Origin of the sequence: Roseateles sp. YR242, from assembly GCF_900109745.1 — a bacterium.
Lineage (GTDB): Bacteria > Pseudomonadota > Gammaproteobacteria > Burkholderiales > Burkholderiaceae_C > Roseateles.
On record NZ_FOAV01000002.1, the window covers coordinates 187,658 to 204,472 of the forward strand.

Annotated in this window: 13 protein-coding genes; 2 read left to right on the forward strand and 11 right to left on the reverse strand. The window is 67.7% G+C overall.

All coding sequences use genetic code 11. The annotated features are described in order from the left end of the window. Positions 1-12 precede the first annotated feature (12 nt). Both guaD and BMY53_RS04490 read right to left on the reverse strand, forming a co-directional pair. Positions 13-1,326, reverse strand: a complete 1,314-nt coding sequence (gene guaD, locus BMY53_RS04485) for a guanine deaminase (RefSeq protein ID WP_092944104.1) — start codon at positions 1,324-1,326, stop codon at positions 13-15. A gap of 78 nt (positions 1,327-1,404) precedes the next feature. Further along, complete coding sequence (locus BMY53_RS04490; RefSeq protein WP_092944106.1) at positions 1,405-2,358, reverse strand: LysR family transcriptional regulator; 954 nt, start codon at positions 2,356-2,358, stop codon at positions 1,405-1,407. Between the two features lie 93 nt (positions 2,359-2,451). Between BMY53_RS04490 and xdhA the strand changes: the two genes are divergently transcribed. Both xdhA and xdhB read left to right on the forward strand, forming a co-directional pair. Beyond that, on the forward strand, positions 2,452-4,071 hold the full coding sequence (gene xdhA, locus BMY53_RS04495) for a xanthine dehydrogenase small subunit (RefSeq protein WP_092944108.1): 1,620 nt from the start codon (positions 2,452-2,454) through the stop codon (positions 4,069-4,071). Beyond that, the gene (gene xdhB, locus BMY53_RS04500) at positions 4,068-6,398 is read left to right on the forward strand and encodes a xanthine dehydrogenase molybdopterin binding subunit (protein ID WP_092944110.1); all 2,331 of its coding nucleotides are present in this window, start codon (positions 4,068-4,070) and stop codon (positions 6,396-6,398) included. Before xdhA ends, xdhB begins: the two co-directional genes overlap by 4 nt. 183 nt (positions 6,399-6,581) lie before the next feature. Here xdhB and BMY53_RS04505 read toward each other — a convergent pair whose 3' ends face one another. The 9 genes from BMY53_RS04505 to BMY53_RS04545 all read right to left on the reverse strand — a co-directional run bounded on the left by BMY53_RS04505 (position 6,582) and on the right by BMY53_RS04545 (position 16,770). Then, positions 6,582-7,418, reverse strand: a complete 837-nt coding sequence (locus BMY53_RS04505; protein ID WP_092944112.1) for an HDOD domain-containing protein — start codon at positions 7,416-7,418, stop codon at positions 6,582-6,584. A 202-nt stretch (positions 7,419-7,620) separates the two neighbouring features. Continuing rightward, positions 7,621-8,607 carry a Crp/Fnr family transcriptional regulator gene (locus BMY53_RS04510; RefSeq protein ID WP_177200716.1) on the reverse strand — a complete coding sequence of 329 codons (987 nt, stop codon included), beginning with the start codon at positions 8,605-8,607 and terminating at the stop codon, positions 7,621-7,623. A gap of 247 nt (positions 8,608-8,854) precedes the next feature. Then, positions 8,855-10,156 (reverse strand): glycerate kinase type-2 family protein, encoded by a 1,302-nt coding sequence (locus BMY53_RS04515; protein ID WP_092944116.1) that lies wholly within the window; start codon positions 10,154-10,156, stop codon positions 8,855-8,857. A gap of 445 nt (positions 10,157-10,601) precedes the next feature. Continuing rightward, positions 10,602-11,486: a 2-hydroxy-3-oxopropionate reductase gene (glxR, locus tag BMY53_RS04520; RefSeq protein WP_092944118.1), complete on the reverse strand. Its 885-nt coding sequence runs from the start codon at positions 11,484-11,486 to the stop codon at positions 10,602-10,604. Positions 11,487-11,513: 27 nt separating this feature from the next. After that, positions 11,514-12,296 carry a 2-dehydro-3-deoxyglucarate aldolase gene (gene garL / locus BMY53_RS04525; RefSeq protein WP_092944120.1) on the reverse strand — a complete coding sequence of 261 codons (783 nt, stop codon included), beginning with the start codon at positions 12,294-12,296 and terminating at the stop codon, positions 11,514-11,516. Between the two features lie 49 nt (positions 12,297-12,345). Beyond that, positions 12,346-13,317, reverse strand: a complete 972-nt coding sequence (locus BMY53_RS04530) for a Bug family tripartite tricarboxylate transporter substrate binding protein (RefSeq protein WP_092945098.1) — start codon at positions 13,315-13,317, stop codon at positions 12,346-12,348. A 132-nt stretch (positions 13,318-13,449) separates the two neighbouring features. Next, complete coding sequence (locus BMY53_RS04535; RefSeq protein WP_092944122.1) at positions 13,450-14,784, reverse strand: enolase C-terminal domain-like protein; 1,335 nt, start codon at positions 14,782-14,784, stop codon at positions 13,450-13,452. Between the two features lie 30 nt (positions 14,785-14,814). Further along, on the reverse strand, positions 14,815-15,822 hold the full coding sequence (locus BMY53_RS04540) for a Bug family tripartite tricarboxylate transporter substrate binding protein (RefSeq protein ID WP_092944124.1): 1,008 nt from the start codon (positions 15,820-15,822) through the stop codon (positions 14,815-14,817). A gap of 198 nt (positions 15,823-16,020) precedes the next feature. Then, the gene (locus BMY53_RS04545; RefSeq protein WP_092944126.1) at positions 16,021-16,770 is read right to left on the reverse strand and encodes a FadR/GntR family transcriptional regulator; all 750 of its coding nucleotides are present in this window, start codon (positions 16,768-16,770) and stop codon (positions 16,021-16,023) included. Positions 16,771-16,815 lie beyond the last annotated feature (45 nt).

Sequence of the window (16,815 nt, forward strand, 5' to 3'; positions counted from 1 at the left end):
GATGGGCGAAGCTTATCGGCTGCGGCGATGGCGCTCCCGCCCCGCCACATAGCTGGCGACGAGGTTGCGCTCGTCGGACAGTGTGACCCAGGCGAAGACCTTCTCGTGCAGGTCGCGCGCCAACGCCATGCGGGTGTCGGCCACCGCGCCCTGGGCCCAGTCCCAGATGCACACGTCGGCCAGTGTATCCACCCCGAAATGCCCCAGCTCCTCCGACAAACCCAGGGCTTCTGCCGCGCCACGGGTGGCGGCGTGCAGGCCGGCCCAGGCTGTCAGGCGCTGGCCGTTGAGGGCCTGGACCTTGTAGCCATCGGCGAGCGTGCGTTGGGTGGAGAGCGAGGTGCCGCCACCCACGTCGCTGGCCGCGCTGATACGGACGCCGGCGGCCTGGGCCTTGGGCCAGTTGAACAAGCCGCTGCCCAGGAACAGGTTGGAGGACGGGCAATGCGCAATGTGGGCGCCGGTGCGCGCCAGTACCGCATGGTCCTCGTCGTCCAGCCAGATGCCGTGCGCCAGGACCGAGCGGGGATGCAGCAGGCCGACGCGGTCGTAGACGTCCAGGTAGCTGCGCGCCTGCGGGAACAGCCGGGCCACCCAGTCCACCTCGCTGCGGTTCTCCGCAACGTGGGTCTGCATGTAGAGCGAGGGGTCCTGCTGGCACAGGCGGCCCGCCATGGCGAGCTGCTCCGGCGTGCTGGTCGGGGCGAAACGCACCGTGACGGCGTAGGCCAGGCGCTCACGGCGATGATGGCGTTCGATCAGTTCCCGGCAGTCACGCTCCGCCTGCACCACGTCGTCCCGCAGGCCGTCCGGCGCATGGCGGTCCATCAGCACCTTGCCGGTGATCAGGCGCATGCCCCGGGCGGCGGCGGCATCAAACAGCGCCTCGGCTGAGATCTTGTGGACGGTCGGGTAGACCACGGCGGCCGTGGTGCCATGGGCCAGCAAGGCGTCCAGGAAACGCGCGGCACCGGCGCGCGCCACCGCCTCATCGGCATAACGCTGCTCGGCCGGGAAGGTGTAGGTGTTGAGCCAGTCCAGCAGCTCGGTGCCGTAGGAGGCGATCACGTCCAGCTGGGGGCTGTGGACGTGGGTATCGATGAATCCCGGCAGGATGAGCTTGCCGCTGTGATCCACCCGCTGCCAGCCATCACCGGGGTCGTCGGCCTGCGCTCCCACGATGCGGCCGCCTTCCACCAGGAGCCAGTGATCAGGCCGGAAGCGGACCGCGGGGTCGTCCACCCGGCCCCAGGCCGGCTGGGCGGTGAAATCGAGCAGATCGCCCTTGAGGGCGAGGCGGTCGGCGGAAGGCGTGGAGACAGTCATGGGCAACAGGCGGAGCGGTCAGGCTGGCGTTCTGGATGAGGGGGACGAATGGTGGAGCAACAGGCGCGGGCACGCGCTTCAACCGGGGCGGACCAGGTCCTTGGCCACCTCCCTGACCTGCTCCCGCAGCCAGCGCAGCGGGGCGCTGTGGTGGCTGAGGTCATGCCAGAGCTGGTAGTAGGTCATGGGCGGAAAGGCTACCGGGCAGCGCAGAATCGTCACAGGCAAATGATCCACAAAACGGCGGCAGAACAGCCGCCCGGTGGTGAGCACCAGCAGGCTGCGTGCCACCATCGGCGGCAGCTGGCTGAAATGGGCGCCTCGCACGGCAATGCGCCGCTGCAGGCCCAGCGAGAGCAAATGCTGTTCGATCACCCCCGGCTGGCCCGGGCTCAACGGCATGGGAGCGAGATGCTGGCAGTCCAGGTAACGCTCCTGCGTCCAGGCCCGCGCGCTCATGCGGGCAGCAGGGTGCTGCTGGCTGACCAGACAGACCACCTCGTCCGTCAGCAGCCGCCCCATGTGCAGCTCACCGGGCGGCTCCAGCCAGTTGCCAATGACCAGGTCCACATCCCCCCGGGCCAGGGCGGCGCGGTAGTCGTAGTCCGCCGTCAACGGGTGCAGGTCCAGCTGCACACCAGGGGCCAGGCGCTGGAGATGGGCGACGAGTTGGGGCAGGAACAGGGGGTCCAGGTAATCACTGGCCGCGATCCGATAGCGAACCTGCGCTGTCGCCGGATCGAAGCCGGTGCGGCGCAGGCGGCTGCCGAACAGTTCATCGGCCTCCCGCAGCAGGCGCTCCGCCGGCGCCAGCAATTCCAGGGCGACCGTGGTGGGCGTCATGCCGGCGCCGCTGCGCACCAGCAGTTGATCCCCGGTGAGCGCACGCAGGCGCCGCAGCTTCTCGCTTATCGCGGGCTGCGTGCTACCGAGCCGCATCGCGGCCTTGGACACACTTCGTTCCAGGATCAAGGTCTGCAACACCCGCACCAATTGGAGCTCGATCTTGTCGAAGTCCAGCGCCTGATTCATTTCAAATCCAATATACCGACCATACGGAATATCCTATAACCATTCGCCAGGCACAGGAGTACCGTTGAGCCTGTTGAAGTGCATCCTCCGTCCATGACCGCGCCCCGCCCCATCCGCTTTGTCCACCGTGGAGAGATCCAGACGGTGACCGATCTGCCGCCCACCACGACAGTGCTGCAATACCTGCGCGAACACGCGCACTGCAACGGCACCAAGGAAGGCTGCGCGGAGGGGGACTGCGGCGCCTGCACGGTGCTGGTGGGTGAATTGCAGGCGGATGGCGAGTCCATGGAGATGCGCAACGTGAACGCCTGCATCCAGTTCCTGCCCATGCTGGACGGCAAGGCGCTGCTGACGGTGGAGGACCTGGGCCGCAGCGATCAACTCAATCCGGTGCAGGAATCGCTGGTCGCTTGCCACGGCTCCCAGTGCGGCTTCTGCACGCCAGGCTTTGCGATGACGCTGCAGGCGCTGTATGAGCGCCACCAGGCGTCGGGCACACGCCCTTCGCGCCAGCAACTTGCGGACGACCTGTCCGGCAACCTGTGCCGTTGCACCGGCTACCGGCCGCTGCTGGACGCCGGCGAGCGCATGTTCGATGCGCCGGCCCGCTGCCTGGACCGCGCACCGCTGGTGCAGGCGCTGCAGACATTGCAGCAGGACACCCCGCTCATCTACGAATCAGCCTCCCGCAGCGGTACGCCGCAACGGGTCTTCGCCCCGCAGACCATCGAGGCCCTGGCGGACCTGCGCGAGCAATGGCCGGCAGCCCGCCTCGTGGCAGGCGCCACCGATGTGGGCTTGTGGGTCAACAAGCAGCACCGCGAGCTGGGCGACATCATTCTCACCGGCCGGGTCATTGCCCTGCGGGCCATCCGCACCACGGACGGTGTGTTGCGCATTGGCGCCGCAGCCTCACTGGAGGATGCCTGGCGAGCCCTGACGGCCGCCTTCGGTGCCCTGCGAGAGCTGTGGCTGCGCTTTGCCTCACCGCCCGTGCGCCATGCCGGCACGCTGGGTGGCAACATCGCCAACGGCTCGCCCATCGGTGATGGCGCGCCGGCATTGATTGCCCTGGGCGCCACTGTGGTGCTGCGCCGGGGTGCCAACCAGCGCCGGCTGCCGCTGGAAGCCTTCTATCTGGACTACATGAAGAATGCGCTGGCGCCCGGCGAGTTCGTCGAAGCGCTGGAGGTGCCATTGCAGGCCCATGACGGCCCCTGCGCCGAAGGGCCGGACCAACAGGCGGCACAGGCGGCACAGGCGGCACAGGCTTCGATCCTGTCGGTCCAGCCATCCACACACCACCGCGTACGCCACCTGCGGGCCTACAAGATCTCCAAGCGCTACGACAGCGACATCTCGGCCCTGTGCGCCGTCTTCGCCATCGTGGTGGACCAGGGTGTGGTCCGCGAGGCGCGATTCGTGTTCGGGGGGATGGCCGGTATCGTCAAGCGCGCCGCGGCCGCTGAGGCGGCCGTGATCGGCCGCCCTTGGGATGAAACAGCCCAGGCCGACGCCGCGCAGGCGCTGCGGCAGGACTTCCAACCGCTGACCGACCTGCGCGCAAGCGCGGACTATCGCCTGCGCGTGGCCGGCAACCTGCTCCGCCGCTTCTGGCTGGAGACCCGGGCGGAATCGCCACTGCCCGCCAGCGCCGTCAGCATCTGGCCCTCCGTCACCGGCCTGCCGGCCCTGGAGGCTCAGCCATGAACAAGCCGATGGACCTGCCATTGCCCACGCTGGCACCGCAGCCCCAGGTGGGCGTGAGCCGCGTGCATGAGGCCGCGCATCTGCATGTCAGCGGGGAGGCGATCTATACCGATGACATCGCAGAGGCGCGTGGCACCCTGCATGCCGCCCTGGGGCTCTCCCCGGTTGCGCACGGCCGGCTGCTTTCGATCGATGTGGACCTGCTGCGCCGCCAGCCTGGTGTGGTGGATGTGCTCACCGCCGCCGACCTGCCCGGAGACAACAACTGCGGCCCGCTGATCCACGACGACCCATTGCTGGCCGCCACCGAGCTGCGTTACCTCGGCCAGCCCGTCTTTGCGGTCATCGCCACCAACCGGGAACTGGCCCGCCGCGCGGCCGCCATGGCGCGGCAGGCGCTGCAGGTGGAGACGCTTCCCCCGGTGCTGACCGCACGCGAAGCCCATGCGCTGGGCCAGTATGTCGTCCCACCCATGCACCTGAACCGGGGGGATGCCGCCAGCGCGTTGGCGCAGGCGCCGCACCGCCTGGAAGGTGAATGGTCGGTGGGTGGGCAGGAGCAGTTCTATCTGGAAGGCCAGATCAGCTACGCCCTGCCGCAGGAGAACAACGGCCTGCTGGTTCACTGCTCCACCCAGCACCCTTCGGAGATGCAGCAACTGTTGGCGCACGCCCTGGGCTGGGCGGCGCACCAGGTGACCGTTCAGTGCCGCCGCATGGGCGGCGGCTTCGGCGGCAAGGAATCGCAGTCGGCGCTGTTCGCCTGCATCGCCGGCATTGCGGCCACCCGGCTGCGCATGCCGGTCAAGCTGCGTGTGGACCGGGACGACGACTTTCTCGTCACCGGCCGCCGGCACGGCTTTGATTACCGCTGGACCGTGGGCTTCGATGATGACGGCCACGTGCTGGGCGCCGAGATCGACCTCATCTCCAACTGCGGCCACAGTGCAGACCTCTCCGCGCCGGTGATGACCCGCGCGCTCTGCCATTTCGACAACGCCTACTGGCTGCCGCACGTGGCCATGCATGGCTACTGCGCGCGCACCAACACCCAGAGCAATACCGCGTTCCGCGGCTTCGGCGGCCCGCAAGGCGCGCTCGCCATCGAGATGATCATGGACGGCATTGCCCGCCGTTTGGGGCTGGATGCCCTGCTGGTACGGCAGCGCAACTTCTACCGCGACGGCCAGGACATGACGCCTTACGGCCAGCAGGTCGAGGACAACCTGCTGCAGCCGCTGACGGACCGCCTGGTCGATACCTCCAGCTATCACGCCCGGCGTGCCGAGATCGACGCCTTCAACGCCACCAGCCCGGTGCTCAAGCGCGGGCTGGCGCTGACGCCCCTGAAATTCGGCATCTCCTTCAATGTCGTCCACCTCAACCAGGCTGGCGCGCTGGTGCATGTCTACACCGATGGATCCGTGCTGGTGAACCACGGCGGGACCGAGATGGGGCAAGGCCTCAATACCAAGGTGTCGCAGGTGGTGGCCCAGGAACTCGGCATTCCCGCCGAACGGGTGCGCGCCAGCGCCACCGATACGAGCAAGGTGGCCAACACATCGGCCACGGCCGCTTCCACGGGGTCGGACCTGAACGGAAAGGCTGCCCAGGACGCTGCACGCAAGATCCGCCAGCGTCTGCAGCCACTGGCGGCGCAACTGCTGGACTGCGAGGAAGACACGCTGGTCTTCCAGGGCGGGCGGGTGAGCAGCGGTGCGCGCAGCCTGAGCTTCGCTGAACTGGTGGCCAAGGCCTACCTGGCGCGCATCCAGCTCTGGAGCGACGGCTTCTATGCCACGCCCGGCCTGCACTGGGACCGCGCCCGCCTGCAGGGCAAGCCCTTCTTCTACTTCGCCTACGGTGCCGCCGTGGCCGAGGTGGTGGTGGACACGCTCACCGGCGAATCCCGCGTGTTGCGGGCGGACGTGCTGCATGACGTGGGCCAGTCACTCAACCCGGCGCTGGACATTGGCCAGGTGGAGGGTGCCTTTGCGCAGGGCCAAGGCTGGCTGACGACAGAGGAGCTGGTCTGGCATCCCCAATCGGGCCTGCTGCTCACGCATGCGCCCAGCACCTACAAGATCCCGACTGCCAACGACATGCCACGCGATTTCCGGGTGGCGCTGTTTGATGCCCCCAACCGCGCGGACAGCATCCACCGTTCCAAGGCGGTGGGTGAACCACCCCTGCTGCTGCCGTTCTCGGTGCTGCTGGCCATCAAGGATGCGGTCGCCGCCTGCGGGCCGCAACGGTGTGACCCGCCGCTTCGTGCACCAGCCACCGCCGAAGCGGTGCTCGATGCCGTGGAGGCGGTGCGGGCGTAGGGACTGGAGCGGAGCTTCGCCAGGGGCTGCCTGCATCACTCCCACAAGCCGAGGTGGCGCTGATTCGGGGCGGGGCAAAAGCCGCAAATCACAGCGATAGCGGGTGCCATGGCGAGGATTTGCAACGCCGCAGACCACCCGACGCGGGGTTGCCTCGGCCGCGAGGCGCTATGCGGAGGTTCCCTAGCTCAGCATCAGGTCCACATCGGTCCCGGGATCGCCGGCACCTTCCAACCTCAGACGCAGGAAGTCCAGGTCCATGTGCAGGTGCTCCACCAGCTCCGGCACAGCCGCCTGCAGCGCCTTCACCGGGTCTTGCTGGTGGTCGGCCGCGTCGGCCAGGACTTCGGCCAGGTGCAGCACGGCCGCCAGCAGAGAAAACGGCCGGATCTCCAGCGGTGCGTTGGCATCCTTGAACGCCTCCACCAGCCCCTTGGGGAAATGCCAGTGCGCCGCCAGCGCGGCGGTGACGTCCGCATGCGTGCAGGCAAACCGGCTCATTTCCAGCGAATAACGGCTGCCCGGCTCCTTGGCGTTGGCTTCCACCTCGGCCACCTGCGCGGGTTCGCGCATGGCCATCAATAGCTGGCCGGTGCGCAGCATCAGCCCGGCCAGGTAGGCGGTGTCGGCATCCCCCTGCAGCAACTTGCACAGCAGCCGCGCATAACCCGCCGTGCGCACGCTGTGGCGCCAAAAGCGTTGACGGTCCAGGCCCTGCACCTGCGGGAAGCTGCCGGAGATGCTGGCGGCCATGGCCAGGTTGCGCAGCGTTTCCAGGCCGAGCGCCATGGCGGCGTCCTGCAAGGTGGAGATGGTGTGGGACGGGCTGTAACGCGCCGAATTGGCCAGGCGCAAGACCTTGGCGGAGAGCGTGGAATCCTTGCTGATCAATTCGGCAATCTGGGTGAGGGTGACGTTGTCGTCATCCAGACTCAGCAGCAAGCGCCTGCCCACCTCCGGCATGACCGGCAGGCTGCCGTGGCCACTGAAGAAACGTTCCGCGCTCGTATTCATCGCCATGGCTCCCCATTCAAGGCCAATGATTCGTGGGAGTCTATGCCTGTCTTTTGGCGGCGGCTAGAGCCACTCTTGGGGTCATGACGTGACGCCGCGGTGCAGGGGGTCAGACATCACGAAGCGGCGGTCATGGGGGTGTCACATGCGGGTGTCACAAGCCTGGGGGCCGGGCCCGCCAGCGCGGGATCAGGCACGGGCGCGCGGGTCAATGATCACGCGCGAGCCGGATCAGGGCGATGCGGTCCAGCAACAGGATGTCGTAACCGTCCACCTGCACCAGCCCACGTTGCTCCAGCTGGCGCATCATGCGGGAGAAGGTTTCCGCAGAGACGGCGAGCTGGGCGGCCACGTCCCGCTTGCGCTCGTCCATCTGGAAGCGCGTGTGCGGGCCGGCCCGGCGCATCAACCAGCCCGCCACGCGACACAGGGCGTTCTTGGAGAGCAAGTCGTGCAGGTCGGTATTGAAGATGTGCACCTGAGCAGCCATCTCGCGCATCAACGCCATCACCACGTCCGGCTGCGCCGTGAGCCATGGTCGCGCCAAATGGATCGGCCATTCCATGATGAGGGTGGGGGTGGTCAGCGCGCAGGCATCCAGCTCATGGGTACAACCCAGCCACGCGGTGTGCAGGTCGAGCCAGTGGCCTTCCTGGACGGTGCGACGGAGCTGGAAGCTTTGCATCAGCACATCCGCACGGCCGCGCCGGTTTCGACCCAATCCGGCCGCACCCTGACAGACCGCATAGAGATGGGTGGGCGCCTGGCCATGGCGATAGATGGCCGCGCCCTGGCGCAGGGAACGCAGGCCCACCATGCTGTTGAGCAGTTGGCGCGAGGCCTCGGGCAAGGCCAGCCCGCCCAGCAGCAGCGGCCAGTCGATCAGCCGCTGCGCCAGTGGGGTGGACACGATGGCGTCTCCCAGCGGCATGGGCTGGTGAGGCGGCATTGAAGACGGCAATGGCGTAGGCAACGGCAACGGCGTAGGCAGCGTCGACGGCAAAGCCCCTTGCTCCTTCCGGCTCGGATGAAAGACCGGTGCGTTGGCACTGACCATCCGCTCCGCCTGTTCCTGTGGCCCCGCGGGTGCCGGCCCTTCAGGCACCTGCGCCTGCGCCTGCTCCTGCACTTTCACCTGCACCTGCCCATGCACCTGCTCTGGCCCGGTCCGAAGCCTGACAGCCAGCGATGGCAAGCCAGAAGGATCCGCCGGCAAGGTCGGATCGTGGAGGCGTGGATCGGAGTCAGGCACGGTGCAGTCGCTGAGCGGGTATGCCGCACTGTCGCGGCTATGCGCGGGACCTGCTTTGCGGCAGGTCAACAACCGGCCCTCCCGGGCCGAGTTGTTGCATGTTGATACGACCATGCCGCGACCAGTGTCGCCACGGCAAGCCACTGCGCCCAGGCATAAAGCCTGCGGGCTGGCGGGCCGGCGCTTGGTCTCAGCGCACCAGCAGCGCGCGGAAGTCGTTCACGTTGGTCTGCGTGGGCCCGGTGATGAGCAGGTCGCCCAGGGCCTCGAAGAAGGCATAGCCGTTGTTGGCGGCCAGCAGTTCGGCCGGCTTGAGGCCCAGGGCTTCGGCACGGGCCAGGCTGTCCGGCGTGATGAAGCCGCCGGCGTTGTCCTCCACGCCATCGATCCCATCGGTGTCTCCCGCCAGCCCCCAGATGGTGGGCTCTGCGCCCAGCGCCAGCACACAGCCCAGCAGGAATTCACCGGCGCGGCCACCGCGGCCGGGGTTGGGTTTGAGCGTGACGGTGGTCTCGCCGCCGGAGAGGATCACGCACGGCCTCTGGAACGGTTGGCCATGGCGCGCGACTTCACGCGCCAGCGCGGCATGCACGCGGCCCACATCGCGCGATTCGCCTTCGATCTCGTCGGACAGCACATAGGCTGGCAGGCCCATGGTGCGGGCCGCTTCGGCCGCGGCTTCCAGGCTTTGGCGAGGCGCCGCGATGATGTAGTGCTCATGCCCCTGGAAACGCGGGTCGCCCGGCTTGGGCGTTTCCCACTCGCCACGCTCGAGTGCCTGGCGCGCCACGGCGGGCAGGTCGATCTTGTAGCGGCGGCAGATGTCCAGGGCATCGGCACAGGTGGTGGCGTCCGGCACGGTGGGGCCGGAGGCAATGATGGCGGGGTCGTCGCCCGGCACATCGGAGATCATCAGCGTCAGCACACGGGCTGGCGCACAGGCGGCTGCCAGGCGGCCGCCCTTGATGGCGGACAGGTGCTTGCGCACGCAGTTCATGTCCTGGATGGCGGCACCACTGGCCAGCAGCGCGCGGTTGACCGCCTGCTTGTCGGCCAGGCTCAGGCCGGGCGCCGGCAGGCTCAGCAGTGCCGAGCCACCGCCGGAGATCAGGCAGATGACCAGATCGTCCTCGGTCAGCTTGAAGTCCTGCACCAGCGCCAGCATGCGGGCAGCGGCCCGCTCGCCGGCGGCATCCGGTACGGGATGGGAGGCTTCCACCATCTCCAGGCGCTGCGGCTGGTAGTCCGGCGGCAGGTGGCCATACCGGGTGATCACCAGGCCTGACAGCGGCGCTTCGGCCGGCCATGCCGCCTCCAGCGCCTGCGCCATGGAGCCGCCCGCCTTGCCGGCACCCAGCACCAGGGTGCGGCCCTTGGGCGGCGGCGGCAGGTGGCCGGCCAGGATCTTGCCGGGCATGGCGCGTTCGACGGCCACCTGATAGAGGTGACGCAGCAACGCGCGGGGATCGTCGAGGGCAGGTGCAGCGGTCATGCGGGTGTTGCCAAAAAAAACCGGCCGAAGCCGTACAGCCTCAAATGCTGGAGTATCCAGCCATGTTCAACCAGATGCAGGAGATTCCAGGGCCGTCAGATGCGGGGAGATTTCATGACTAGGGACGCACGAGATTCCATTCCCCACAGATGCACAAAATTCCATGGCTGGCGCGGCGTCGAGTCGGGATGCAGTGCTAGGGGACCTCTGCATAGCCGCGCGAGCCGAGGTGGCCCTGATTCGGGATGGGTCGCAAGGCGCAAACCACAGCCATAGCAGGTGCTATGGCGAGGATTTGCAACGCCGCGGACCGCCCGAAGCGGGGTCACCTCGGCTCGCGGGGCTATGCAGAGGTCCCCAGGCGCAAACCGCAGACATAGCTTTGCTATGGCGAGGATTTGCAACACCGCGGTGCGCCCGAATCGACGCCGCGACGGCCATGGAATCAGTTGAGTTCGTGGTGGGCGAGGAGCTCCACGGCGCGGACCAGCGCGGAATGGTCCAACTGATCCCAACCCTGAGCCGCACAAGCCTGCATCAGCTGGGCGGTGTTGGCGGTGTTGGGCAGGGACAGGTTCAGCGCCTTGGCGCTCTGCAGGGCCAGGTTCAGGTCCTTCTGGTGCAGCCCGATGCGGAAGCCCGGGTTGAACGTGCGCTTGATCATCCGCTCCCCATGCACCTCCAGGATGCGGCTGGAAGCAAAACCACCCATCAGCGCTTCACGCACCTTGGCCGGATCGGCGCCCGCCTTGGAGGCGAAGACCAGCGCTTCGCTCACGGCGGCGATGTTCAGGGCCACGATGATCTGGTTGGCCACCTTGGTGGTCTGGCCGGCACCGGCGCCGCCCACCAGGGTGATGTTCTTGCCCATCAGCGCGAACAGCGGCTGGACACGTTCGAAGGTCTCCGGCTTGCCGCCGACCATGATGCTCAGTGTGCCGGCCTTGGCGCCAACCTCGCCACCGGAGACGGGCGCATCCAGCCACTCGGCGCCCAGCGCCTCGATCTTGGCGGCGAAGTCCTTGGTGGCCATCGGCGAGATGGAGCTCATGTCCACCACCGTCTTGCCCTTGCTCAGGCCTTCGGCCACGCCACCGGCACCGAACAGCACCAGCTCCACGTCCGGGGTGTCCGGCACCATGGTGATGATGATGTCAGCCTGGCGGGCCACGTCCGCCGCGCTCTTGCACACGGTGGCGCCCGCGGCGACGAGTTCCGCATTCACCTCGCCGCGTGTATTCACAAACAGCTGGTGGCCGCCCTGGGACAGACGCAATGCCATGGGCGCACCCATGATGCCCAGGCCGATGAAACCGATTTTGGTGGTCATGACTACTTCTCCTTCAGATCGTCAGGTTCAAAGATACTTGTCGCGCAAGGCTTGGGTGGCGGAGCGGAACACGCCCAGGTCGCTGCCCACGGCCACAAAGGTGGCGCCCATTTCGATATAGCGGCGGGCGTCGGCCTCGACCGGGGCCAGGATGCCCACGGCCTTGCCCAGACCCTTCACCGTCTTGAAGATGGTGGCCATGGCGGCCTGCACATCCGGATGGCCCGGGTTGCCCAGGTGGCCGTAGCCGGCCGCCAGGTCGGACGGGCCGATGAAGATGGCATCAACACCTTCGATCGCGGCGATGTCCGCCACCGCGTCCACACCGGCCGGGCTTTCGATCTGCAGGCTCACGCTGATCTGCTCATTCACGCCCTGAAAGTAACCGGGGATGGTGCCGTAGCGGTTGTTGCGCTGCGCCACCGACACGCCACGGATCCCCTGCGGCGGGTAACGCGTGGCGGCCACGGCCAGCCGGGCCTGGTCGGCGGTCTCGACAAAGGGAATCAGGAAATTGGAGAAGCCGGCGTCCAGCAGCCGCTTGATCTCGACAGCGTTGTTGCTGGACGGGCGCACCACCGGCGCGCTGACGCTGTCCTTGAGTGCCATGAGCTGCGGCACGAAGCTGACGACGTCGTTGGGTGAATGCTCGCCGTCCAGCAGCAGCCAGTCGAACCCGGCCACCCCCAGCACCTCGGTGGAGATGGGATTGGCCAACGAGCACCAGCAGCCGATCAGGCGCTCGCCCGCGATGAGGCGCTGGCGCAAGGTATTGGGAAAACTGCTGTACGGCGTGGTGGGTGTTGGCATAAGAGGGTCCTTACTGGCGCAGGGGAAAACGCGACGGCGCCTTCGTCAATCAATCAAGCTTGATGCCGCTCTTGGCGACGACACCGGCCCAGTTCTGGCGTTCCTTCGCGAAGAAGGTGTTGAACTCGGTCGGGTTCATGGTGCTGACTTCCGCGCCTTGTGCCGCCAGGCGGGCACGCAGGTCCGGCGAGCGGATGATGCGGATGAGCTCGGCCGAGAGCTTGTTCACGGCCGCCGGCGGCAGGCTGGCCGGGGCCAGGATGCCTTGCCAGGTGCCAGACTCGAAGCCGGGTGCGCCCTGCTCCGCGATGGTGGGCACATTGGGCAGCAGCGGCACGCGCGTGGCCTTGCTCACGCCCAGCACCTTGAGCTTGCCGCTCTGCACAAAGGGCAGCGTGGCCAGCATGCCGTTCATCAGCACCTGCGTCTGGCCGGCGATGGTGTCGGTCACGGCCTGCGAGCCGCCCTTGTAGGGGATGTATTCCCACTTGGCGCCGGTGGCGGCCGCCACGGCAAAGCCGGCCAGGTGAGGTGCACTGCCCATGGCGGTGACAGCGAAGTCGATCTTGGTGGTCTTGGACAAGGCCACCAATTCCTTCAGGTTGTTGGCCGGCACCGACGGGTGGACCACCAGCATGTGCGGGCTGTAGGCCAACATGGCCACGCCCTTGAGGTCCTTGGACGGATTGAAGGAAAGCTTGGTGTACAGCGACGGGCTGATGGCCAGTGCGGTGACATCGCACATCAGCAGGGTGTGGTCGTCGTTGGACTTGGCCACCGCGTCGGCACCGAGGTTGCCACTGGCGCCGGGCTTGTTGTCGATGATGATGGGCTGCTTGAGCGCTTCGGACAGCATCGGCTGGATGGCGCGGGCAATGATGTCGGACGAACCGCCGGGGGTGTACGGCACGATGATGCGCACGGGCTTGGTCGGCCAGGCCGCCTGGGCCCAGGCGCTGCCGGCACCCAGGGTCAGGGCGGTGACGGTGACCGTTGCCGCAACCCGAGCGGTACGGACCATCGATGTCTGGATCTTCATATGTCTCTCTCCAAGGGGGTGGGGGGAATCAACCAGGCCGGCGGGATCGTGGGATCTCTTGAGGGACTCTCGGGTGGAGCGTGCCGGTCCTGGTGAATGGGCGGTGCACTGGGGTCAGCGCACGAGGCAGGGGCGCTTCGGGTCGAAGCGCCAGCCGGGGATGAGGAACTGCATGGCAATGGCGTCGTCGCGCGCGCCCAGGCCGTGCTGCAGATAAAGCTGGTGAGCCGCCTCGACGGCCGCCATGTCCAGCGTCACGCCCAGGCCGGGCACTTTCGGCACCGCCACCTCGCCGCCGACGATGCGCAGCGGGTTCTTGGTGAGGAACTGGCCGTCCTGCCAGATCCAGTGGGTGTCGATGGCAGTGAGGCGTCCCGGCGCGGCGGCGGCGGCATGGGTGAACATGGCCAGCGACACATCGAAGTGGTTATTGGAATGCGAGCCCCAGGTCAGCCCGAAGTCCCGGCAGGTCTGGGCCACCCGCACGGCGCCGGACAGGGTCCAGAAGTGCGGGTCGGCCAGCGGAATGTCCACCGACTGCAGGGTCAGTGCGTGGGTGAACTGGCGCCAGTCGGTCGCCACCATGTTGGTGGCCGTGGGCAAGCCGGTGGCGCGGCGGAACTCCGCCATCACCTCACGCCCGGAGAAGCCCTCTTCGGCCCCGCACGGGTCTTCCGCATAGGCCAGCACCGGGCCGAGGTCACGCAGCAGGCGGATGGCGTCCTTGAGCAGCCAGCCACCGTTGGGATCCAGCGTGATGCGGGCGTCGGGGAAACGCGCCTTGAGCGCGCGGATGGCCTCGACCTCCGCCTCGCCAGCCAACACGCCGCCCTTGAGCTTGAAGTCCTTGAAGCCGTAGCGCGCCTGGGCGGCTTCGGCCTGGGCCACGATCGTCTCGGGCGTCAGCGCGGTGCGGTGGCGCTGGGCCAGCCAGGCGTCGCCTTCGGGTTCGTCCTCGGGCTTGACGTAGGCCAGGTTGGTGCGGGAGGTGTCGCCGATGTAGAACAGGTAGCCCAGCATGGCGACGCTGTCGCGCTGGCGGCCTTCACCGAGCAGCTCGCACACGGGCACCCCCAGGTGCTGGCCCAGCAGGTCCAGCAGCGCGCATTCCACGGCGGTGAGCACGTGGATGGTGGTGCGCAGGTCAAAGGTCTGCAGGCCGCGGCCGCCGGCGTCCAGGCCCTGGAAGCGCTCTTTCACCAGGGTGAGCAGCGCATTCCACTTGGCCACCGGCTGGCCGACCAGCATCTCGCCGGCCTGCTCCAGCGTCTTGCGGATCTGCTCGCCGCCGGGGATCTCGGCGACGCCGACATGGCCGGCGTTGTCTTCCAGGATCAGCAGGTTGCGGGTGAAGAACGGCGCATGGGCGCCGCTCAGGTTCATCAGCATCCCGTCTCGTCCCGCCACCGGAATGGCGCGGACGGACTTCACAACAGGACTTGCACTCATGACTGACTTCTCCGTGTCCTGGGGGCCTGATCAGTCGGCCGTGATCTTGCGGGCGTCGATCAGTTGCTTCCAGCGTGCGAATTCGGTCTTCTGGAAGGCCTGGGCCTGGTCCGGCGTGCTGGCGACGATTTCGAAGCCGAGGTCATGGAACTGCTTCTGGATGCCGGGATCCTGCAGCACGGTCACCATGTCCTTGACCAGTTGGGTGCGCAGCGCCGGGGCCATGCCGCGCGGCACGGCCACGCCCTGCCAGGAGTAGGCATCCACGCCCTTCACGCCCAGCTCACCCAGGGTGGCGACGTCGGGCAACACGGGCGAGCGCTTGTCGCCGGTGACGGCCAGCGCTCGCAGCTTGCCGGCCTGGATATGGGAGAGCACCGAGTTGATGTTCTGGAAGGAGGCGTCGATCTGGGCGCCCAGCAGGTCGCTGATGGCGGGGCCGCCGCCCTTGTAGGGCACGTGCAGGCCGGAGGTGCCGGTCTGCAGCCAGAAGAGTTCGGCGGTGAGGTGGTCCGAGGAGCCGTTGCCCGACGAGCAGAAGCTCACCTGGCCCGGGCGCTTCTTCAGCTCGTCGATGACGTCCTTCATGGACTTCAGCGGCGACGCGGCCGGCACGACCAGCACGTTGGGCGCCTGGACGGCGACCGTGAGCAGGTCCAGGTCCTTGAGGGCGTCGTACTGCACTGCCTTGAGGAGGTGGGGGGCGATGACGAAGGGGCCGAGCGAGGAGACCAGGATGTTGTAGCCGTCTGGCGCGGCGCGCTTGATTTGCGCGGTGCCCAGGGTGCCGGTGGCGCCAGGGCGGTTGTCCACGATCACCGTCTGGCCCCACTTCTGCTGCAGCTTGGCGCCCATGGCGCGAGCCAGGAAGTCACTGGTGCCGCCCGGGGGGAAAGGCACCAGCAGGGTGACGGGTTTGTCCGGGAAGCCGGCGGCCAGCGCGGGGCTGACGGCGAGTGTGGCCACGCTGGTGGCCAGGCCGAGGGTGGCAAGGGTGGTGGCCAGGCCCGAGCCCAGGCGGCGGATCAATCGGTTCATCTGTTGTCTCCAGTTACCGGACCTGCCCTGCCGGGCTTGGACCGAATCAGAACGGGCCGCTCTATCAACAACGGGTGGCAGCCTTGTTGTCAGTCATCATACAAGTGGTCCTGAAATCCTGACAACGGGGCTGATCCGATGTTTGGATCAGGAATTACACGTAGCGACCGCCAGATGAACGTGGTGGCCGGCCGGACGTCAGGCCGCGGTCTGGTCCTGGAGGGTCAACGCAGCGCGGCGGCGGCGCTCCCGGCTGTTGCCCAGGTGGGTGCGCATGGCCGCACGGGCGGCTTCGCTATCCCGGGCGGCGATGGCGTTGAGGATGCTTTCGTGCTCGGCGTTGACCCGGTGCAGGTATTCCCGCTGGGCCGCAGGGTCCTGCTGGTCGGCCGCGAGGCTGGCCAGGCGCGCGCGCGGGATGCTGGGCGCGCCGAGTGTGGTCATCAACTGCTCGAAATGCGGATTGCCGGTGGCGCGGGCGATTTCCAGGTGGAACAGGAAATCCGCGCCTACCGCGTCGCGGCCGGCCTCTGCGGCGGCGGCGAAGGCGGCGAGCGCTTCGCGCATGACGATCAACTGGGTCTCGGAGCGCCGTTGCGCGGCCAGGGCGGCTGCTTCGGTTTCGAGGCCGATGCGCAGTTCCAGCACGGCCACCACATCGTTGAGCGTGGCCATCTGGTCCGGCGAAATCCGGAAGGTGCCGCCCTCGCCCATGCCCAGCACAAAGGTGCCGATGCCATGGCGGGTCTCGACCTGGCCTGCGGCCTGCAGTTTGGAGATCGCCTCCCGCACGACGGTCCGGCTCACCGAGAACTCGGCCATGATGGCCGCCTCGGTCGGCAGCTTGTCGCCGGATGCCAGCAGGCCGGTACGGATGCGCTCACCCAGCGTATCGACCAGGCCATGAGCCAGGCTGCGGGGGCGGCGAAGGGACGGACGGGCGTTCATTGGGGGAGGTTGTACGACAACTTGACCGAATTCGCCAGCGAGCTT